Annotated in this window: 18 protein-coding genes and 1 pseudogene; 5 read left to right on the top strand and 14 right to left on the bottom strand. The window is 61.7% G+C overall.

All coding sequences use genetic code 11. From position 1 onward, the window contains the following. The first annotated feature begins 133 nt into the window (after positions 1–133). The 3 genes from HNQ65_RS20035 to HNQ65_RS20025 are packed head-to-tail and all read left to right on the top strand — an operon-like array spanning position 134 to position 3,997. Complete coding sequence (locus HNQ65_RS20035) at positions 134–1,561, top strand: hypothetical protein (protein ID WP_184342326.1); 1,428 nt, start codon at positions 134–136, stop codon at positions 1,559–1,561. Next, positions 1,558–2,736 (top strand): enolase C-terminal domain-like protein, encoded by a 1,179-nt coding sequence (locus HNQ65_RS20030; RefSeq protein ID WP_184342324.1) that lies wholly within the window; start codon positions 1,558–1,560, stop codon positions 2,734–2,736. The genes HNQ65_RS20035 and HNQ65_RS20030 overlap by 4 nt, the downstream gene beginning before the upstream one ends. 10 nt (positions 2,737–2,746) lie before the next feature. Further along, the gene (locus HNQ65_RS20025; RefSeq protein ID WP_184342322.1) at positions 2,747–3,997 is read left to right on the top strand and encodes an MFS transporter; all 1,251 of its coding nucleotides are present in this window, start codon (positions 2,747–2,749) and stop codon (positions 3,995–3,997) included. Here the strand turns inward: HNQ65_RS20025 and HNQ65_RS20020 are convergent. From HNQ65_RS20020 to nadC, 5 genes are all read right to left on the bottom strand, one after another. Then, a complete protein-coding gene (locus HNQ65_RS20020) occupies positions 3,991–5,397 on the bottom strand; it encodes an outer membrane protein assembly factor BamB family protein (RefSeq protein ID WP_184342320.1) in 1,407 nt (468 codons plus the stop codon). The two genes, HNQ65_RS20025 and HNQ65_RS20020, sit on opposite strands and share 7 nt — an antisense overlap. A gap of 90 nt (positions 5,398–5,487) precedes the next feature. Then, positions 5,488–6,603 carry a sialate O-acetylesterase gene (locus tag HNQ65_RS20015; protein WP_184342318.1) on the bottom strand — a complete coding sequence of 372 codons (1,116 nt, stop codon included), beginning with the start codon at positions 6,601–6,603 and terminating at the stop codon, positions 5,488–5,490. Between the two features lie 37 nt (positions 6,604–6,640). After that, positions 6,641–7,810 carry a sialidase family protein gene (locus HNQ65_RS20010; protein WP_184342316.1) on the bottom strand — a complete coding sequence of 390 codons (1,170 nt, stop codon included), beginning with the start codon at positions 7,808–7,810 and terminating at the stop codon, positions 6,641–6,643. A 91-nt stretch (positions 7,811–7,901) separates the two neighbouring features. Continuing rightward, positions 7,902–8,354 (bottom strand): EF-hand domain-containing protein, encoded by a 453-nt coding sequence (locus HNQ65_RS20005; protein ID WP_184342314.1) that lies wholly within the window; start codon positions 8,352–8,354, stop codon positions 7,902–7,904. A 69-nt stretch (positions 8,355–8,423) separates the two neighbouring features. Continuing rightward, positions 8,424–9,266 carry a carboxylating nicotinate-nucleotide diphosphorylase gene (gene nadC, locus HNQ65_RS20000; protein ID WP_184342312.1) on the bottom strand — a complete coding sequence of 281 codons (843 nt, stop codon included), beginning with the start codon at positions 9,264–9,266 and terminating at the stop codon, positions 8,424–8,426. Between the two features lie 157 nt (positions 9,267–9,423). Between nadC and rplS the strand changes: the two genes are divergently transcribed. Then, the gene (gene rplS, locus HNQ65_RS19995) at positions 9,424–9,783 is read left to right on the top strand and encodes a 50S ribosomal protein L19 (protein ID WP_184342310.1); all 360 of its coding nucleotides are present in this window, start codon (positions 9,424–9,426) and stop codon (positions 9,781–9,783) included. A 422-nt stretch (positions 9,784–10,205) separates the two neighbouring features. Here rplS and HNQ65_RS19990 read toward each other — a convergent pair whose 3' ends face one another. The 6 genes and pseudogenes from HNQ65_RS19990 to rpmH form a co-directional block, all read right to left on the bottom strand. Further along, complete coding sequence (locus tag HNQ65_RS19990; RefSeq protein WP_184342308.1) at positions 10,206–11,744, bottom strand: PTPDL family protein; 1,539 nt, start codon at positions 11,742–11,744, stop codon at positions 10,206–10,208. Between the two features lie 151 nt (positions 11,745–11,895). Next, complete coding sequence (locus HNQ65_RS19985) at positions 11,896–12,351, bottom strand: Jag family protein (protein ID WP_184342306.1); 456 nt, start codon at positions 12,349–12,351, stop codon at positions 11,896–11,898. Positions 12,352–12,553: 202 nt separating this feature from the next. Continuing rightward, complete coding sequence (locus HNQ65_RS19980; RefSeq protein WP_184342304.1) at positions 12,554–14,365, bottom strand: YidC/Oxa1 family insertase periplasmic-domain containing protein; 1,812 nt, start codon at positions 14,363–14,365, stop codon at positions 12,554–12,556. A 180-nt stretch (positions 14,366–14,545) separates the two neighbouring features. Continuing rightward, positions 14,546–14,782: a membrane protein insertion efficiency factor YidD gene (gene yidD, locus HNQ65_RS19975; protein ID WP_184342302.1), complete on the bottom strand. Its 237-nt coding sequence runs from the start codon at positions 14,780–14,782 to the stop codon at positions 14,546–14,548. Then, the gene (rnpA, locus tag HNQ65_RS19970) at positions 14,779–15,159 is read right to left on the bottom strand and encodes a ribonuclease P protein component (protein ID WP_184342300.1); all 381 of its coding nucleotides are present in this window, start codon (positions 15,157–15,159) and stop codon (positions 14,779–14,781) included. Before rnpA ends, yidD begins: the two co-directional genes overlap by 4 nt. Positions 15,160–15,236: 77 nt before the next feature. Beyond that, a pseudogene (gene rpmH, locus HNQ65_RS19965) lies at positions 15,237–15,371 on the bottom strand (50S ribosomal protein L34); the annotation flags it as partial. Positions 15,372–15,540: 169 nt separating this feature from the next. Between rpmH and HNQ65_RS19960 the strand changes: the two are divergent. Further along, on the top strand, positions 15,541–16,392 hold the full coding sequence (locus HNQ65_RS19960) for an alpha/beta hydrolase (RefSeq protein WP_184342296.1): 852 nt from the start codon (positions 15,541–15,543) through the stop codon (positions 16,390–16,392). 29 nt (positions 16,393–16,421) lie between these two features. Here the strand turns inward: HNQ65_RS19960 and HNQ65_RS19955 are convergent, their stop codons facing one another. The 3 genes from HNQ65_RS19955 to HNQ65_RS19945 all read right to left on the bottom strand — a co-directional run bounded on the left by HNQ65_RS19955 (position 16,422) and on the right by HNQ65_RS19945 (position 20,673). Further along, entirely contained in the window at positions 16,422–19,919 is a 3,498-nt protein-coding gene (locus HNQ65_RS19955; protein ID WP_184342294.1) for a penicillin-binding transpeptidase domain-containing protein, read from the bottom strand. A gap of 6 nt (positions 19,920–19,925) precedes the next feature. Further along, a complete protein-coding gene (locus HNQ65_RS19950; RefSeq protein WP_184342292.1) occupies positions 19,926–20,312 on the bottom strand; it encodes a BlaI/MecI/CopY family transcriptional regulator in 387 nt (128 codons plus the stop codon). A 151-nt stretch (positions 20,313–20,463) separates the two neighbouring features. Beyond that, positions 20,464–20,673, bottom strand: a complete 210-nt coding sequence (locus tag HNQ65_RS19945; RefSeq protein ID WP_184342290.1) for a hypothetical protein — start codon at positions 20,671–20,673, stop codon at positions 20,464–20,466. Positions 20,674–20,740 lie beyond the last annotated feature (67 nt).

Below are 20,740 nucleotides of genomic sequence, written 5' to 3'. Positions count from 1 at the left end.
CAGCCAGAGAGGCAAATAATCTCTGGTGCGACAAACAGACCAGTAGGGGAGGTAAAATAATGGCGGGTAAAATGATGTTTTGAAGGATTCGTGCCTTTTCATCATTTTACCCCTCATCATTCTTCCAAATTTCATGCGTCAGCCTTCCCGCACCGAAGATCCCACGCCGCAGAGCCGCTGCCGTTTTGCGCTTTCCTGGTGTGACATCACACCTCCTGCGGACATCTACCACCGCATGTGGGGTGCGGCGAAGCATGAACGCGCGACCGGTGTGCACCGGCCGCTGCGCGCCACGGTGGCGGTGTTTGCGGACATGGAAGGAATGGGGCGGCAGATTCTCCTGGCATTGGATCATTGCGTGATGGGTGCCACGGAGCATGCGCAGCTCGTGGCGCGGGCGGCGGAGATTGGTGGTGTGGCGAAGGAGGAGGTGCTCGTGGTTTTTTCCCACACGCATGGCGCGGGGCTCATGGGGCTGGACCGGGCCGCTCTGCCCGGCGGTGATCTCATTCCTCTCTATCTCGATGGTTTGGGCGAGAAAGCAGGTCGGCTCATGCGGCAATGCATCGCGTCATTGCAACCTGCCGGCATCGTGTATGGCCGTGGCCGCTGCAGTCTGGCCACGCAGCGCGATTTCTGGGACGGCAGCCAATACATCTGCGGGCACAATCCCGGCGTGCCTGCTGATGACAGCGTGATCGTGGCGCGTGTGACGGCGGATGACGGGCGAGTGCTCGCCAGCATCGTGAACTATGCATGCCATCCCACCACGCTGGCATGGGAGAACACGCTGATCAGCCCCGACTACATCGGCGCGATGCGCGAGCTGGTGGAGCGCGAGACCTCCGCGCCCTGCCTGTTTTTGCAGGGTGCCAGCGGCGAGCTGGGACCGCGCGAGGGCTTCGTCGGTGACATAGCCGTGGCGGATCGCAATGGGCGCGAGCTGGGCTACGCCGCGCTCTCGGCCCTCACCGCGCTGCCAGCGGCGGGCACGACGTTTGTTTATCAAGGTGCTGTCGTTTCCGGTGCGACACTCGGCGCGTGGAAGCACGAGAAGATCAACCTGGACACCAAAGCCGGGTGGAAGTTGCAGCGCTGGCAGGAGCCTCTGCACTATCGACCCGGCCAGCCGACGGTGGCGCAGGTGCAGGCGGAGCTGGATCACTATCAGGCTGCCGAGGCCACTGCGCGTGCTGCAGGCGATGAGGCCCATGCCGCCGACTGCCGTGCGATGAGCGAGCGCAAAACGCGACTGCTGCACAAGCTCCACCAGCTGCCGCCGGGAGATCGCTTTCCGCTGCAAGTCGTCGTCTGGCACATGGGCGATGCGGTGTGGGTGGGTGTGCAGGGAGAGAGCTACAGCGTGCTGCAAACCGAGCTGCGCCGCCGCTTTCCGGATAAAGTCATCCTCGTGGCCACCATTGCCGCCGACTGGGGGGCATCCTACCTGCCACCTCGCGAGCTTTACGACACTGGGATCTACCAGGAGAGCATCGCCGTTGTCGCGGCGGGCAGCTTGGAGCAGCTGATCGAATCCCTTTCCAACCACATCGCCTCATGAAAATCACCGCCATCGAAACACTCGTCTGCCACGCGCGGATGAGAAACTGGGTCTTCGTCAAAGTCGTCACCGACCAGCCCGGGCTCATCGGCTGGGGAGAGGCGACGCTGGAGTGGCACACGCGCAGCATCGTGGGTGCGATCGAGGACATGTCGCACCTGCTCATTGGCGAAGATCCCACGCGGGTGGAGTACCTGTGGCAGATGATGTACCGGCAGCACTTCTGGCATGGGCACGGCATCGTGCGTGCCACGGCCATCGCGGGCATCGACCTCGCGCTGTGGGACATCGTGGGCAAGGTGGCGAACATGCCGCTCTCCAAGGTCTTTGGCGGACCGGTGCGTGATTTTGTGCGCACCTACTGCCATCTCGGCGGCGGCAAGATGGAGGACTTTTACCAAACTCCGGCGGACAATGCGAAACGCTTTGCCGAGCTGGCGCAAGCCGCCGTGGCGGACGGCTACACCGCCTTTAAAAGCATGGCGGTGCCCAGCACGATGCCCATCGAGGGCCAGAAGCCCGTGCGCGCCGCAGCCGCAGCCGTGGCCGCCATGCGGGAGGCCGTGGGGCCGGACATCGACATCATGGTGGACTGCCATGCGCGGCCCTCCCCCGCGATGGGGCTGAAGTTTGGCAAAGCCCTGGATGACTTCGGCCTCTACTTCTTTGAAGAACCATGCTGGCCCGAATGCGTGGACGGACTGGCCCGCATCAATGCCGCACTCACCACACCCGTGGCCAGTGGCGAACGCGTGACGCATCTGGAGGCCTTCAAGGACCTGTTTGAGAAACGCGCGGTGGAGATCTGCCAGCTGGACATCACCCACTGTGGCGGGCTGAGCGCCGCCAAACGCATCGCCGCACTGGCGGAGGCGCATCGAATCTCTCTCGCGCCGCACAATCCGCAGGGACCTGTGAGCACTGCTGCCTCGCTAGAATTTGGCTTCTCACAGCCGAGCTACATCATCTGCGAAACCGTGCACAACGATGTGCCATGGCGGCAGGACGTGGTGGAGGAGGGCTTCACTGTGGAGAAAAAAGGCCGCATCGTCCGCCCAAATACGAAGCCCGGGCTCGGCATCACCATCAACGAAGCGGAGGTGAAGAAGCATCCCTTCCAGCAGGAGATCGTGCTGCGCGAATTCGGTTCAGACGGTGGCGTGACGGACTGGTGATCTTCCGGCCATGAAACCCACCCGCACCCGCTTCATCGTGCTCGCAGGCATCTGCGCGGGGGCGGCGCTGGCGTATTTCACGCGGAATGGGGTGGCACCGGCGGAGAGCACGATCCGTACGGAGCTGGGCATCACCAAGGAGCAGTCGGGCATGCTCATGAGCTCGTTCTTCTGGCCGTATGCGCTGTGCCAGATCCCTGCGGCGATGCTGGCGCAGCGGCTGGGAGCGCGCTGGTCATTATCTTTGCATGGCGTGCTGTGGTCCGTGGCCACCGCCTTCCTGGCATGGGGAAATCTGGCGGTGATGACAGGAGCGCGCGCCTTCATGGGCATGGCGCAGGCGGGGCTGGTGCCGCTGGGGACCACGGTGATGGCGCGGTGGTTTCCACGCACGGCCCAGGCCTCGGCCTCGGGTGCCTTCAGCGGCTTCATGTCGGTGGGCAGCATCATCGCTGCACCGCTGACAGCGTGGCTGGTTGTGAGCATCGGCTGGCGCTGGATGTTCGTGTGGTATGCGGTGCCCGGGGTGCTGTGGGCTGCATGGTTTGCGGTCTGGTACCGCAACCGGCCGACCGAACACCCAGGAGTGAATGCGGCCGAGCGCGCGCAGATCGAGCAAGACGCGCCGCAAGGAGCTGCGGTGGAAGCTCCGCGCGTGCCGTGGGGGTTGCTGCTGCGGAGTACGGCACTGTGGTGCCTGTGCCTGCAGCAGTTTTGCCGTGCGGCGGGGTACATCTTTTTTGCCAGCTGGTTTGCCACTTATCTGCAGGAGGCGCGCGGGGTGACCATCCTTGGCTCCGGCTGGCTGACCACACTGCCGCTGCTGGCTGATGTGACAGGCTGCATGGCCGGAGGCGTGCTGTCAGATGTGCTGCTGCGCCGCACGGGCAGCCAGCGCCTCGCGCGGCAGGGCCTGACCGCCACGGCGCTGCTGCTGTGTGCAGGATTGATTTTCTGCGCCTGGTTTGTCGCGAATCCCGTGATCGCAGTGCTGGTGATCAGCGCGGGCATGTTCTGCGCTGCCACGGCCAATCCCTGCCTCGGTGCCACAGTGATGAATCTCGGCGGCCCGCATGTGGCCACGCTCAGCGCGACGACCAACATGTGCGGCAATCTGGGTGCTGCAGCGTTTCCGGTCGTGGTTCCCTGGCTGCTGGTGCACGCCGGCGGCTGGGATGCGGTGCTGGGCGGCTTTGGCGCGCTCTACATTGTTGCCGCCGTGTTCTGGCTGCTGCTGCGGAATGAGCGCATCGGTCAATGACCAAACGCGCAGAGCTGCTTGTTGGTGCGCACATAGATCACACCATCCACGATTGCAGGCGAGGCAAAGACGGGGGCTCTCATGTCATTTCTGGCCAGCACCTTCAGCGTGTCGCTTGCGGCATCCAGCACGGAGATGACGCCGCGCTGGGAGGTCACGTACACATGGCCGTCGGCGGTCACGGCTGAGGCGTAGTATTCGCCAGAGGCATCGAGGCGCTCGCCTTGGAAAAGGGGGCTGCCGCTTTTGGCATCATAGGCTGAGGCGAGGCCGCCGCCCTTGACGGTGAAGAGGCGGCCGTTGGCCACTACGGGAGAGAACACATAGGGCAGGTGCTTTGTCTGCCGCCAGATCACGTGGGTCTCGGTGATGTCGCCGCTGCCGCCGGCCTTGATGGCAAAGAGCTGGTTGGCCGCCTGGGCAAAGATGGCGCGCATGGCGTCATACTCCGCCTGCGTGACTTTGCCGTCCTTGTCGGCGTCGATGATGGTGAAGCGGTCGCGCAGCGGGCCTGCGGGAAATTCCATCTCGCTGAGCGTGCCGTTTTTGTCTGCGTCATTGGCAGCCATGAAGGAATCAAAGGCTTCCATCTCCACACGGTCATCGGGATCTCCGCCCATGTTCCAGCCGCAGACGAGGAGCACGTCTCCCAAGGCAGTGGGGCTGGTGTTGGAGACACGCGCCATGCCGCCGGCGGACCAGCGCTGTTTGCCATCTTTGAGATCGTAGCTGCGCGTCCAGAGAGAGCCGCTCACCACCAGCTCCTCGATGCCATCATGCCGCCAGATGAAGGGCGTGGAAAAACTGCGGCGGAATTCGCTGCGGTCCACGCGCCACACCTGTGCTCCTGTCTTCACATCCAGCGCGATCATGTAGCTGCCTACATCCTGATCCGCCACAATGATGACTTTGCCATCCGCGATGATCGGCGAGGCGCTGGTGCCAAACTCCACGATGGGTGGTGGCAGGGGCTTCTGCCACAGCACCTTTCCATTCCAGTCATAGCCCAGCACGCCGTAGGAGCCAAAGTAAGCGATGAGGTGGGTGCCATCCGTGCAGCACGTCGGCGTGGCCGGGCTGCCGATGCGGTGCGCCCCTTCGACCTTCTCCGCCGGGGCTGCAGCGCGCCACAGCTCGTGCCCGTCCGTGCGGCTGAGGCAGAGAGTGATCAGCTTGCCGGCATCGAGACCTGTGAGCGCGATCTTGTCCTGCCAGATGCAGGGAGATGAATGGCCGAAAGGCACCTCCACCTGCCACTTCACATTTTTCTGCGCATTGAATTCCACCGGCGGCTTACCCGTGCCGATGCCCAGCCCGCCTTCGCCGCGAAACTGAGGCCAGTTGGATTCCGCCAAGGCGGTGGAAGTGACGATTAAAAGGAAGAGGCGCAGATGCTTCATGAAAGCAGAACGTGACGTCCGGCTGGGATGATGCAACGCTTGTTCCGCTCGCTCCTTCTTCATCAGGCCCTGCACGCAGCCACTTGTGAATCATTTGAGCTGCTTCTCCAGCCAGGGGATGATCTGAGCGGCCCAGCGTGCGCCATGCTCGCGCAGGCCTGCGCCGCTGAAGTGCACGCCCTGGCCATTGCGCTCGCGGAGATCGCCTTTGAGCGCGTCGCTGTCCGGACCTTGCAACGCGACATCATCCTGCCACAACGACGCCTGCGCTGCGCGGATGTCCGGAGATGCTTCGTCTCCCGGCACATGATAGCTGACCTGTGCGACGAACCATGGCGCCTCCCAGCCAATCTCCTGGCGTGAGGTGCGAATGATTTTCTCCAGAGACTCGCGATACAGCTTTCCAGGCAGCGTGCGTGTCGGGTCCTTCTGATTGGCATCGCTCTCGCCCTGATGCCAGAGCACAGCGCGGAAGCCGTGGGGACCGGCTGACTTCATGCGCTGCACCAGCGTGTCGTAGGCCTGCCCCTTGCTCTCCCATTCTCCATTGGGGAGCTTTTGCACGCGCGATTCGATGGTGGGCGGATTTGGAAACGTGGCACCTTTGGGCAGCCACTCGCGCACACTGGTAGCTCCGATGCCACAGGGGATGAAACCCACAGGCACGCCCAGCTTCGCGGCCAGGGCATTGCCCAGCGGCGGCATGAAACTGCCGCCATTTCCGCTGCCACCGGGCTGCGGGTCATCCGTGACATGCCAGCTTCGGCCATCGAAGGATGCGAAGGAACCTTGGTTGTGCTGCTTTTCGGCTCCGTGATTCGCCGAGTTTGACTGACCGGCGACGACAAACACCTCGCCAATGCCGATGTGTTCGACGGTGGCTGCAGCAAGCACAGCGCCAGCTTCTGATGCGCGCACTTCAAGCTGGAACCAGCCGCCGGCGGGTGCTTCCAAAACGGCGGTGAAATGACCGGCTTCGAACTTTGCATCGAGCCGCTGCCAAGCGCCGCCAGAGCCGATGCGTGCCTCGATGACGGAGGCAGCAGCGCTGCCGGCTATTTGGATGCTGCCCTTGTCCTTGCTGCTGCGCTGAAAAACCTGATGCTCAAGCGGCACGGTGAGTTTGAGCTGTGCATGCGTCTGGGTCTGCGCTTGCAGCGGATACCGCAAGACAAGCAGGCTGGACAGAAGCAGAGCAAATTTCATGGCAGGATCAGACTTGGCAGGAAGAGAGCATCAATCCTCACTCGATGCGCCAGGTGGCCTGACGGAGGACGGCGAGCTTGGGGTCTTTCATGGTTTCGTACCAGACGGAGAGCAGTGTGCCGTCTGCCAGCTCCACCGTGCTGGGGTAGCCGAGGTCGCCGCCGATGCCGTCTCCGGAGAGGATCATGGGCTCGCTCCAGGTCTGGCCGTTGTCTGTGCTGACGCGAGCCTGATTGCCGAAGGGCTTGCGGCGGTGGCCGTAGGTCATGAGCAGGCGGCCATCGCGCAGACGGAGCAGATGGGAGGGCAGGCCCCAGACGCCGATGCTGTGGGGCTCGCTCCAGGTCTTGCCGCCGTCCTTGGATTCTGTTTGCAGGGTCTCGCCTTTGTTGGCGGTGTTGTGATTGCGGATCTGAGCGATGAGGGTGCCGTCTGCGGCCTCCACAGCGTGGAGTTCGTGATAGGAATTCGAGGCGGTATCGCCTTTGCGGGTGGGGATTTCCGCGAGCCATTGCCAGGTCTGGCCGTCGTCTTTGGACTCGGCGACGCCGATCTTCTTGTCCTGGGTCCAGAGCTGCTTGCCCGCGTAGAGCAGGCGGCCGTCTTTGAGCTGGATGGGGCCGTGCGGACTGTTCACGATGGTGGGGATGCGGGTGGACCAGGATTTGCCGCCGTCGGTGGAGCGGATCACCCATTCGCCGAGCTCGGCTTTGCGTTCTTCATCACTGAGGCGCTCGTGCGCGGCCTTCCATTTGGCATAGCGCTCCGCAGGCATGGCCTTGGAGACCCAGCCCTTGTCTGTGAGCTCCGCCATGGCGGCGGCTTTTTTAAAGGAGTCCTCATAGGCCAGCGAGGTGAAGGTGGTGACGATGAGGGAGCCTTTGGAGGTTTCGAGCACGCCGGAGTCGCGGTCATCGGTGGCGGTGTCCAGCAGCACGCGCGGCCAGGTCCAGGTGGTGCCGTTGTCTTTGGAGGTCATGGCATGCACCTGGCCAAAGGGGCACACATGAGACTCACGGCCGCCGGACCATGAGAGCCACAGCTCGCCATTCTGCCGGCGCGCCACGGTGGGCCAGCCGTGGTAAAACTCCGGCTGCTGGGAGATGACCTTCGTTTCGAGGATCTTTGCCACAGGTGCGGAAGCACCGCGTGCGATGAAAGGAACGGCGAGGGCGGCGGTGGTGAGGAAGTGGCGGCGGCTGGTCATAGTGCCGGAGAGTACGGGAGGCGCGGTTTGCTTTCGCGCCAAACCCGCTGGTCCGAATAGTGAACCAGATGCGATGTGTACGCTTGTTTCTTTACTTTGTGACCATTTTCACGGGCAGGTCGGCCAGTTCTGAGAGCGTGAGGCTGGCGTTTTTGTCGGCGTCCAGCCGGGTGAAGATGCTGTCTGTGAGAGCGTCGTATTCCTTGCGGCTCACGGCTTTGTCGCCGTCTTGATCGAGAGACATCAGCACCTGCTTGATCAGCGCCACGATGATCGTGCCGCCGAGGTTTCCGGCTTCCTCAGCCAGATCTCCCTGCAGCGCGTCCACCTCCTCCGCCTTGATGGAGCTGTCGAGGTTTTTATCCAGGCGGTCAAAGCTGCGGGCAATGCCGCCCTGCCACTCGCCCTGGTCGAGGGTTTCGTCTGAGTTGGTGTCAAACTCGCGGGTGATGAGCCTGGCCAGTGATTCAGCCCCCGGCAAGGCTGCGTGGAGCAGTCCAGCACCTGCAAGGAGGGAGAAGGCGGAAAGCAAAAGCGTCTTCATGCATGCGAGTGTATCACGGCACCGCCGGGGGCAAAGCCGGGATTTCCGCTCCTCGGCCCCAAGCAGGTGCTAGGAGCCGTAAAGATCCAATCCTAGGTCCAGCGCACGGCTGGAGTGCGTGAGCGCGCCCACGGAGATGGCGTTTACTCCGGTGGCAGCCACGTCCTTGATCGTTTCCAGGGTGATGCCGCCGCTGGCCTCCAGCCAGAGCTTTCCGCCCACCATCTGCACGGCTTCGCGCAGTTTTTCGGGGCCCATATTGTCCAGCAGCAGCATGTCCACACCTTCCAGCGTGAGGAAGCCGGCTACTTGGTCCAGGGTGTCGGCTTCCAGCTGGACACGCACGCCGGGGCGTTCGGAGCGCAGTTTATGGATGGCGGCCTGGAGCGAAGGGAGATCGCTGTTGGCGGCGAGGTGATTGTCCTTGACCATGACATGGTCGTAAAGGCCCATGCGGTGATTGGTGCCGCCGCCGTGGCGCACGGCAGTCTTTTCCAGCAGGCGCCAGCCGGGGGTGGTCTTGCGGGTGTCCCAGATCTGCACGGGGTGCGGTTTTACCGCTTCTACATAACGCCTTGCCTGGGCGGCTACGCCGCAGAGGCGCTGCAGGAAATTCAGTGCGGTGCGCTCTGCCGTGAGGAGGGAGCGGGTGCTGCCTGCGATCTTCATGAGCACGCCGCCGCGCTCAAAGGAGCTGCCGTCAGGCAGGCAGACCTCCACCTCCAGGGTGGGGTCGATCGTGAGAAAGACGGTGCGGGCCACCTCCGCCCCTGAGACGACGCCGGGCTCACGGGCCACGATTTCAGCCCTGGAACGGGAGTTTTCCGGGGTGAAATACAGGGAGGTGAGGTCTCCAGAGCCGACATCTTCGGTGATGGCGGCATGGATCAGGGCTAAAGTGGTGGATTCCATGGTAAAGAGGGGGTGATTTCTATAGGCGCGGAACGGCGTGGTTTCCAGTGCAGGGAAAAACCGGTTGCCAAATGCCAGGAACTCGCCAACTTCACCGCCCCTCGCCCCCGGCCGGACTGTTTGAAGGCCTTGCGCAGCGCAGGTTTAGGAGTGTGTCATGAGCAACATCATCGAAAAGATCAATCAAGAACAGCTGAAGAAGGAAGTCGCCGCTTTCAACGTGGGCGACACCGTCAAGGTTCACACCCGAGTCGTGGAAGGTGACAAGGAACGTATCCAGATCTTCGCAGGCATCGTCATCGCCCGCAAAGGCCATGGCATCAACGAGGCGTTCACCGTCCGCAAGATTTCCTACGGCGAAGGCGTGGAGCGCGTGTTCCCCCTGCACAGCCCCAAGGTGGCCAAGGTGGAAGTGACGAAGTCCGGCCGTGTGCGCCGCGCCCGTCTGCACTACCTCCGCCAGCGCCAGGGCAAGGACGCCATGTCCGTCAAGGACCAGGTCCAGAGCGAAAGCTAATTGCTTCTTTCAAGGAAGCTTTTTCATCGTGTTTAAGAGGGAGGGCTTACGGCCCTCCCTTTTTGTGTTTGCATGCCGAGGATTGGGGCGGTGCAGTGTGCCTCTCAGCCAGCACCCAGAGCTAATACCACGCGCAGCTGAAAACGGGTCATACGGGTGTTTCATATCGGCCAGCCAGCGTTCTGGAAAAGGAGTGTGATTGTGCCGATCCCATACTCTCCTGCAGTGACATGCGCCTTCGCAGATCCACGAACACGCTGCAGGCGGGGGTCCCCCCTCCGTCGGCTCGTGCCTCCGCCTTCAGACCCGGTTTCTGCTATCCACGCATCTGCGGTGCGATGGAGAGTTTCAGCGGGCCAGAACGGCAAAAAAAGGTGCAGCGCTAGTGACAAGCGCTGCACCCAAGGGAGATAGGAGGGGGCTTACTTCTTCTTCTTTTTCAGAAGGACGGCACCCAGAACCACCAGTGCCACGACGGCTACGACGATGTAGATCATGGTCATGAGGCCCATGCCTTCCTCTTCGGCGGCAGCAGCGGGTGCGGCGGCCTGAGGCTGGGTGTAGCCTTGAGGATAGCCGGCCTGCTGCTGCGGATAACCTGCCTGTTGCTGCGGGTAGCCAGCCTGCTGAGGATAAGCGCCAGGCTGTGCCGCTGGCATGGCAGCAGGAGCTGCAGCACCGGGTTGTGCGGCGGGAGCAGCGGCAGGCTGTGCCGGTGCAGTAGCAGCGGCCAAGGCGGCGGCCACTTTGTCATCCGTCGTCGGAGTGGCTGTTCCTGCGATGGCGGAGGAGCCACCAGCGGAGCCGGCTGCGGCAGGCTGCATTTGTCCAGAGGCGGCACCGACCGTCTGAGAGAAGTAGGTGTAGCGCTCGCGGTAGCTGCCAAAGAAGGCGCGATAGAATTCTCTGCTGCTGGGATTGACGGTGGCCGCGGCCGTCTCTCCTGCCACGATGGCTTCCGCCATTTTGGGGAGTGCTGCTCTGTCAGTCGCTGCTTTGGCATCTGCGCGCATGACTTCGGCAAGGGCTGCATTTACGCGGGTGATGCTGGGAAGATCGATGGCTTTGAGGCGGTCAATCTCATCGGTAATGGTCTTGGCGAGCACCTTGAGACTTTCCAGGTCGTACTTGTAGGGTGTGAACCAGCGGGTGACCTTGCGTTCCTCTTCGAAGGTGTTCTTCCAGTTTTCTTTTTCGCGTTTGATGGCGTCATTCAGGCGTGAAAGGTCGGGCTCGATCAGCTTCTTGGTGCTGTCTTCGCGCATTTTCTGCAGCGTCGGCTGATTGCTGATCATCTGGTTGACCTGGCCCTCATAAGACTTCAGCACGCCAAGAATCTCCTCCACGGTCTTGGGGTAGTAGATGGAGGCAGGAAGTCCGGTGCGGGGGTCGGTGAGCTTGTCGAACTCCTTGAGCGCGCCGGAGTAGTCTTTGGCTTCGGCCTTCTCATGGAGTGCGGCGGCAATTCCGAAGGCCTTGATGTTCAGGGCCTCGGCCTTGGCCTCTTCACGGGAGAGCCATTTGCCTTCGAGCTTGGCGCCGCCGGCCACCACTTTTTCCTTCTCCTCCTGTGCCACTTTGATCATTTCTTCCACCTCGGCGGCTTCCTTGGTGCCGGGGTAGCGGTTCACAAACGGACGCAGGCGGTCCTGGATGAGCTGCTCGTACTTTTCAGCCGTCATCAGGTCCGGGGTGGGGCTGAACTTGCGGAGCTCGAGGATTTCCACCTCTTCGGGCTTCTGCTTGAGGATGCCGCCTTCGGCGATCTCGCTGCGCTGAAACTCGCGCTCATCCCAGATCTTGGGTGTGAGGCGGTACTTCATGCGGATGGAGGTGGGCGTCTCGGAAAGGATGTTGCCTTCGAGCTTTTTGCCGTCCTTGAGGGTCACGACGTCGGCGTGCAAAAATCCGGCACTGCAGGCAAGGGCAATGACGGCAGATGGGTAACGACTCAATTTCATGGGAGCTGCGAGGGTGTTGGGAGGGAAGATGTTGACGAGTGCGCGGCAATTTTGCGCGGGTTAGAAAAAATAACTCAGAATCGCGTCGCGAGTAAAGAACGAAGCTTGTTTTCCTTCGTTCGCGGGGGGGACGAAATGCGTTCGGAGGCCGCTAGCTGTCGCGTTTTTTGAGCACGATGCGTTTGAAACGCGCCGCGCCGTCCAAGCTCACGCTCATGACCTCGGGGTCGTTTACAAACACGTTGTGGATCAGCCGCCGGTAGTAGCTGTTCATGGGCGGCAAGTCGGCGCTCTGGCCGGTGGCGCGCACGCGTTCTCCCAGCTCCTTGGCGCGCGCGATCATCTTGTCCTCCCGCATGGAGCGGTAAAACTCCACGTCCACGCGGATACGCGGTGCGTCCTTGATGTGGCGCTGGAGCACGCGGTTCACGAGGTACTGGATGTCCTCCAGTGTCTCTCCGCGGCGGCCGATGAGGGCGTCGGAGTCGTCTGTGAGCACCTGCAGCGTGGGGCCGTCCGGGCCGTTGTCATCCTCGATCTGGACCACAAAGCCCAGGTAGCCGAGCATGGTGTCGAGAATGTGGTGGGCGTGTTCGAGGGGAGTCATGACGCGCAGGGACTATGACGTTTTAGCCGGTAAGGGGGGAAATGACGAACGAATAAATTCGATGGATGAAACAATCGCCATGATAACGCCCGTCAGAAGGCAAAGCGGCGGTCTGCCAGAGGCGTCATCCGACCTTCGGATGGACGCCGTTGTTCGTCACGAGACAGCACTCTTCCTGCCCAGATGGCAGGGATTTGGTCTTCTAGCCTCCGAGGCGCGGGGGCTTGTTGCCTCCCTTTTTCTTCTCCTTCTGCGGCGCACCGCCGGGGTTGAAGAAGGGATTGTTGCCGTTGGCTGCAGCGGGCTTGGCTGCGGGTTTTGCGGCCACTTTTTCCAGTTTGGGCTCGGGCATGTAGAGCTTCATGACGCGGGTCTGGAAGATGCTGAAGATGTTCTGCGTGGACCAGTAGAGGGCCAGCGCGGCGGCGAAGTCATAGCTGATCCACAGGAAGAACAGCGGCATGAACATGAAGATGCGCTGCTGGGTCTTGTCCACCGTGGCAGGCTGCGGGGTCAGCTTCATCTGCGCCACCATGGTCAGACCCATGATGAGCGGGAGGGGGTTGATGTTGAAGCCGAGGAGCTGGCCCTGGGTGTCTGCGGCCGCGAGGTCGCGAACCCACCAGAAGGACTGGCCGCGCAGCTCGGCGGCCACTTCCAGCACGCTGTAAAGACCGATGAAGATGGGGAACTGCAGGAAGAGCGGCAGGCAGCCTCCGAGCGGGTTCACGCCGTAGTCCTTGTAGAGCTTCATCACCTCCATCTGCTGCTGCTGGGGATTGTCCTTGTACTTCTCCTGCAGCTCTTTCATTTTTGGCCCCAGCAGACCCATGCGCTTCATGGTCATGGTGGACTTGGCGTGGATGGGCCAGAGGCAGAGACGGACGAAGATGGTGAGCAGGATGACGGCCAGACCCCAGCTGCCGCTGATGTCGTGCATCCAGCGCATGACCTTTGAGAGCGCGATGCTCACAATCTTGAAGTAGCCGTAGAACATCGCGTAGCTGCGCTGGTGGCCGATGCGGGCGAGGCGGTCGTACTCCTTCGGGCCAAGGTAAATCTGGTAGCTCTCGGTGACGGAGGCTCCCGGGGCCAGATCCACCACCGGCAGGCCCATGGCGGCATCGTAGGCGTAGTCCTCGATGTCAGTGCGCGTGGCGTGGGCGGTGTCGATGGGCTGGGCCAGCTTGCGACGGGAGGACCAGAATTTGGCGGAGGCATCCTTCTCTGCGATGCGGGTGAGGATGTGCGTGTAGAAGCGCGTCATCACGCCCGTGTAGCGCAGGGCGCTGTAGGAGTTTTTAAACTCCGTGGGGGCGTCGCTGAAGAAGCCCTTGGCATAGTAGTTGGAGAGATGCTTGTCGGTGTCTCCAGCGTTGTTCCAGAAGAAGCCGTCATAGCGAGCGTCGTCGTGCTTGATGGCGCTGGCGGCACCAGCATAGAGGTAGTACTCCTCGGAACGGTGCTGGGTGGTACCCGTATTTTTCAGCGTGACCTTGAGGTCCACCAAGTGCTCATCCCCCTCGGCACCTTCGGTCAGCGTGTAGGTCTTGGTGACGAGGATGCCTTCCTTGCTGGTGCCTTCAAAGGTAGCGCTCTTGTCGCTCTTGGCGGTCAGCTTGTAGGCGATGGTGTCGAGTCCGGCGGCCTCGCGGCGCAGGGCACCGATGGGCTCCAGGCCGTTTACGTTGAGCGTCACCTTATCGGTGCCAGCCAGTACAGCGCGGGATATGCCGCCGCCTTTGGAGCTGAGCTCAAACGTGACGGTGCCCACCTTGAGGGAGTGCTTTTCTTCTGGAAGCTCGGCGGCTGCGGGAGCGGCTGTGGTAGTGGCACTTGCGGCGGGTGATGTGGCCTTGGCCTCTGCGGCCTGGGCCGCTTTTTTGGCCACTTCTTCCTGTTTTTTACGTGCGGCCTCGGCCTGCTGAAGCTTCTGGTTTTCCTGCATGTAGTGCCAGTTCACCCCCATGAGGATGACACACAGCGTCACGACGATCCAACTTTTACGGTCCATGAAATTTAGCTAAGGGTGGGGGGAAGAGAATTAGTGAAAGACGGCATGTGCAGCCGGATTGGCCTGCCGTCGAGCGAACAATGAGAGGGGGCGGGAGAATGACGGGCGCACCCATGCCTGGGGAAAGCCCGGCTGCCATTACACTGTTGAAGAAAAATCGTCATTCCTCGTCTGGGAGAGTCATTTCCTGGCAGGTACCGGGTCATGCCCGTGGCCACCCCAGGGGTTGCAGCGGCAAATGCGGCAGATGCCCAACCAACTGCCGCGGAGCACCCCGTGGGTCTCCACCGCCTCCAGGAAATACCGGGAGCAGGAGGGGGTGTACCGGCATCCGGAGCCGGGACCGCCAATGGCGTGAATGACGGGGGAGAGAAACACCTGGTAGCCGCGGATAAGGATGCGGATGAGCCACTTCATGGTGCAGGTGAACGCGGCGGGGCCGAGGTCTTGGGTTTTAGCAGGCTCATGCGCCGTGCCAGCCGCAGCCAGTCGTTTTCCAGTTCTTGCAGTGTGGCCTGGGGTGCACGCCAGCGGGCGATGATGACCATCTGCCACCCGGGGAGAACCTCTGCACGGTGTGCACGAATGATCTCACGCAGCAGGCGGCGGATGCGGTTTCTCACCACGGCATTGCCCAGCCGACCCCCAGTGATGAGGCCAAACTGAAACTCTTCGAGCGCCTCCACACGCAATGCTCCGAGCACCAGATATTTTCCAGCCTGGCTGGCTCCCTGCGTTTTCACACACGCGAAATCACGCGCGAGCTTCATCCGCAGGTTTGAGGGAAGGCGCATGGGGAGGGGCGCGCCGCAGCAGACTACGCGTGCTGCTGGGTGTGACGCTTGAAGTGAACCTCGACGCCCTTGGGCAGGAGACGCTTGCGTCCGGCGCGGCGGCGGCGGCGAAGGATGTCACGGCCGTTCGCGGTCTTCGTGCGGGCGCGGAAACCAAACTGCTGCTTGCGCGTGCGCTTGGAAGGCTGGTAGGTCCTGAATGTCTTTGGCATGGGCTTGTGGGGTGGTGAAAGTGGGAAGCAGTGGATTCAGACCGGACAAGTCACGGCCTCCCTCGAAAAGAGGGGGCGCGACACTAGCGGTACTCTTTGATTTGTCAATCATGCGATGATTTCTGGCAAACTTCGGCTTTCTCAGCGTTACATTTCACCCAGCTTTGCCATGAACCGCACCCTTCTCGCCAGCCTCCTGCTCCTGCCCGCCGCGCTCTGCTCTGCCGCAGACACCCATGCTGCCCTGCCCCTCTGGCCCAAAGGAGCCCCTGGCTCCGAGGCCCGCGCCGCTGAGCCGGAAACCACTGAGGGCAGCAACGTGTGCAATGTGCACAATCCCTCGATCACCCCCTTTGTGCCTGCGGCTGACAAAGCCACCGGTACCGCCGTCATCATCTGCCCCGGTGGCGGCCATTCCAAGCTCTGTCTGGGCCACGAAGGCTATGCACTCGGAGAGTGGTTCCGTGAGCACGGCATCGCCGCCTTTGTGCTTAAATACCGCCTGGCCCGCGAAAAAGGCAGCACCTATACCATTCAGGACCACGCCATGGCCGACGCCCGCCGCGCCATCCGAACCGTGCGCGCCCGTGCCGCCGAGTGGCACATCCAGCCGGATCGCATCGGCATCCTGGGCTTCTCCGCTGGTGGCGAGCTGGCCGCTTTTGCCGCCATGACCAATGATCCTGGAAACAAAGAATCCGCCGACATCATCGAGCAGCAGAGCAGCCGCCCGGATTTCCAGGCCCTGATCTACCCCGGCACCTCCGGCCTCTTTGATGCCAAAAAGGGCATGCCCCCGCTCTTCATCGCCGCTGGTTACAGTGACCGCCAGGACATCTCCGAAGGCATGGCCACCCTCTATCTCAAATACAAGGCTGCTGGGGTGAAGGCCGAGCTGCACATTTTTGCGAATGCCGGCCACGGCTTTGGCTACAAGCACGACGCGAAACCCACCGCCGCCTCCCGCTGGCCCACGCGTTTCACGGAGTGGCTCACGGACAGCGGGCTGCTGATGCAGTGAAGCGGCACCGCTTCTCCTGTTTTCATTTCCTAGGCCTTCGGCGGCTTGACGATTAAAGCCTGCTGCATGCGGCTGCTGATGAGTAAGCTGTGCATCTGAGTTAATCGATAGCTACGCGTAATTGCTTTTTGAGACTCTTCGCTGAGTTCTCCTTTGAAACGATCCACGGGATGAGGAAGTTGGGGCAATGAAACGGAAAGTGGTTCAGCCACTCGCAGTCTGTGCTGGCCCGGTTCCGGCCGAAAGGTCGGCAGCGGCACCTCCTGCGGAGAGATCTCGGGGCGCAGCGTTGGCAAGGCCACTTCCAATGTGGGCATGGCTTCAGCCTGAGTGAAACCCTTTCCATGGTACTCAGGAGCCAGTCTGCCTGCAGGCAGTGGCTCCTGCGATTCATCTGGCGCAATCAAGATGGGGCGAAACGGGCGTGGTTTCTGAAACGGTCGGTTCTTTCCGGGTTCATCTGGTGGGATCGAACGTTGAAATACCACCACTTGCACGGTTTCTCCATTCACACCCGAAACGATGACGGTGCAGTTGTTCGCTGCCGTGAAAGTGCCATTCAACGACGCTGGCAAACGGGGCCAGCGCAAAAGCTTTTCGCGCTGGCCTTCGACAAATATGGAATCTTCCAGCCAGCGACGGGCCGCTTCTTGGGGAAGGGAGAAGCGGAAGAGCCTGTGTGTGCCTGGAAGATACTGCTCCAGGCGCTCGGTATTACCATCGAGCACAATCGCCTCGGCTGGCAGATCGGCCAGCCAGCCCTTTCTTTTCAGTCTTTTCCAGAGGTCCGCCACTTGTGGGTCCATGACGATGCTGCGGTCTGCGTCGCTTGTGGTGGTCTTCGTCTTTGATGGAGCTGCATTTTCCACGCTTCCTTTGCAGACCCCCTCGGCCATGAACTTCACGCGTTTCCCATCCTCCAGAGGCTGGGGAACAGGAAAGCTCCATTCCATCTCCCATTTTTTTGCGATCTGTGGAAGCGCATCCTTGAATCCCAGCGCCGCAGCCATCTCCACGGCCTCTCCAAAAATGGTCACCCGTCCGTGCCGGACATCGATCTGTTTCAACGTACATGTGCCGCTGCGCTCTTTAAACAGCAGCTGAAACTCGCGCCTGATTTCTTCAGCGTGGGAATCAAACTCAATCTGGGCCTGCTTTAGCGGAGTCACCTCATCTTCCACCGGTTTCACTTCACCGGAACCATCCGCCGGGAGCGCCAGCGTCTCCTCCACGATGCGTTTAATGACCGGCCCGCAGAGGGCTCCACCACTGACGGCTTCGCCTGAGCGGCCTTCATAGATCACCGCAAACGCGATCTGCGGCTGGTCATACGGAGCAAAGCCGATCATCAATCCCAGCTTTTGATCCGAGGATAATTTCCACTGCGCGGTGCCTGTTTTGGCGGCAATCACGACCTTGTCGCTCTTCGCAGACTTCCCAGTCCCGGCGGGGTCATTGACCACCGCTCGCATGCCCTGCCGAAGCAATTCCATGCTGTCCGCAGTGACACCTTGATCAGCAAGTTCGACATGCCAGGGCATGGTGGCCTGCCTTTTCATCAGGCTGGGCTGCGGCACCTTGCCGCCATTGGCCACTGTGGCGGCCAGAATACCAAGGTGGACCGGGGAAAGCAGCGTGAGCCCTTGGCCGATGGCCAGGTTTGCCATATTCACCTGTCCCTGAGAAGGACTGCCTTTTTTCAGTTGGGCTTCGCTCGGCAGGATTGCTGTCGACTCATGCGACACAAGGCCGTAGTTTTGATTGAAACCGAGGGCGTCAAACAGCTTTTCAAAAGCACCCACACGGGTCGCATTGCCAAACTGATACCAATAGCAGTTGCAAGAGTCGCGCACGGCCCCTTTCAGATCCAGAGTTCCATGACCGGTCTCATCACGGACTCCCTTCCAGCACTGGAGTACGCGGGTGCCGTAGGTGACCGAACCAGTGCATTGATAATGCTCATTCCTCAACCCGGTGGAAAACCCAGCCATGGCAGTCAACAGAGTGAAGGTGGATGCGGGAGGGTAAAGTCCTCTGAAGCAACGATTGAACAGTGGGATGTCCTGATCCTTGAGGTAACGATCCCAGTTTTCGTGACTGATGGAAGGAATGAAATCGTTCGGGTCAAAACTTGGCAGTGAGACAGAGGCCAGAATTTCACCTGTGCGAGGATCGAGCATCACGGTCGCGCCGCGCTCAACACCGCCGTCCTTCATCGCCTGCATCGTGAGGGCCTGAATGCGCGCATCAAGCGTCAGAGCCACATCCCTGCCCGCAGCCAGCGCGGCATCCTGCTTCACTTCCAAACCTGCCCCGCCATAGATCTGCGCATGCTTCTGATCAGGTGTGCGGACGTAGCCAACCATGTGCGCCGCCAGCGTCTTGAGCGGATACACCCGCACTTTCTCCTTCGTGCTTTCCGCCAGCACCACGCCGTTGCGATCCAGGATGCGGCCGCGAAGGACGGGGCCTTCGATGGCTTGGAGCATGGCCACGGGCAGGGCGAAAAGCAGGGCGCAGCCGGCAATCCCGGCTAGCCAGCGCAGGGTGGGACCTTCGCGCCGACGAACGGGGTCCAGGATGGCTTTCACACGCCCCTCCACCGGAGCGCAGCGCGTGATCGTCAATGCGCAGAGCGAGAGCCCCGGTGCGATGCGGTTGTGGCGGCTGAGATCCAGCAACGACTGTGCGTAGTCGCTGGCACGCACGCCCTGGCGCATAACGGCATCGTCGCACGCGCGCTCCTGGTCGGCACGCAGCTGGCGCAGGGTCAGCCAGGCCAGAGGATTGAACCAGTGCAGCGCCTTGACCCACTGTGCCAGCCAGAGCGCGAGAGGATCTCCGCGCTTCAAATGCGCGAGTTCGTGCAGCAGCACGCCGCGCTGCTTTTCATGAGGCCAGCTTTCAAAGCCCTGTGGCAGCAGCAGCCGTGGCCTGAAGACACCCCAGACCATGGGCACGGAATCGGCGGGGCCGATGAGCAGAAGCGGACTGCGCCGCAGCCCCAGCTCACGCGCCGCCTGCTCCAGCATGGGGCAGGCACCTGGGTGCAGAGAAGACTCCAGATGCCGCAGCCGCCACGCACTGAGCGCGAGGCGCAGCAGCAACCCGCATGCGACAAGCATCCAGGCCAGGGGAATGTTTTCTACCACATCCTGCCATGAAATATTCCAGGAAAAGGCGGTCTGGGCCGGCGCCTGCACAGGCAAGGCTGCGCCGGCGGCAGGCTGGATGGCTCTGCTGCTTCCCGCAGTCAAAGCCGGCTCGGCATTGATGCTGAACTGCGGCGTCTCCATCACCGGCCATTCCATTTCTCCGGAAGCCTTCGGCAGCACATGCCACGCAGGCAGCAGCCCCATGGCCAGAGGCAGCAGGGCCAGCGTGGCCATGGTGGTGATCCACAGGGCGTAGCGGCGTGCAGCGGCCATGCGGTGCAGGGCCAGGCCGAGCAGAAGCGCCACGACAAGCACCGCCGTGCCCTTCAGCGCAGTGTGGAAAAGCAGGTCACGGAAAGGAGCAGCGTTCATAAGAGGTCAGCGGCCTTCGCGTTTGGCTTCGTCGATGAGCTTCTGGATGCGCTGTGCCTGCTCGTCTGTGAGGGCGGCGTCTTTGCGGGTGAGGTGCGCGGCCAGCGCCTCGTCCACCGCGCCGCCAAAGAAGGTGTCCAGCACCTGCTTCAGCGCGTTCATGCCGGCGCGTGCCTTCGACTGCGCGGGGGCGTAGATGACCTCCCGCCCCTCCTTGCGCAGGCGCTTCACGTGGCCCTTTTCCTCCAGGATGTGCATGAGGCGGCGCACGGCCATGTCCGTGGGCGGGTCCGGGAGCTGCGCCTGCACCGCGGCCACCGTGGCGCTGCCCTCGGCATGGAGGACGTTCATGATCTGGCGCTCACGCCGTGAAAGCTGGGATGGATCGGACATTTCGTTATATTTTTAACGAATACAATCTGGAATGGCAAGATGAAACGTGAAAAATTTAGCGTATGATGTGAGCCAATGAGGCAAACTCCCGGGGTGGCGCGGGCAATCCTGCCCGAGAAGTCGGTGCTCGTTTCGGGCAAGATTGCCCGAGCTACTTTTGCTTCTTCTTCCGCTTCACCCTCTTCTTTTCCTTGCGGCTCTCCTCGCCGTTCCAGCGCTGGTCTTCCCAGCGTGGGGGCTGCATGGTGGCGTTCCATTGGTCGAAGAGTTTTTGCAGGGCCTGGGCTTTTTCGGGTTCCTTGGCGCTGAGGTCGGTCTGCTCGCCGGGGTCGGTGGCTAGGCCGTGTTTGAAAACCCTCAAGAGCCATATCTGAGCCAGTCGATGACGGAGGCAAACTGAATGAGGGAGAGGAAGTGGCGAGCAAGCT

Origin of the sequence: Prosthecobacter vanneervenii (assembly GCF_014203095.1) — a bacterium.
Classification (GTDB): Bacteria; Verrucomicrobiota; Verrucomicrobiia; order Verrucomicrobiales; family Verrucomicrobiaceae; genus Prosthecobacter; species Prosthecobacter vanneervenii.
Note: the sequence above shows the minus strand (reverse complement) of the source record. Positions and strands in the feature narration are given on the sequence as shown.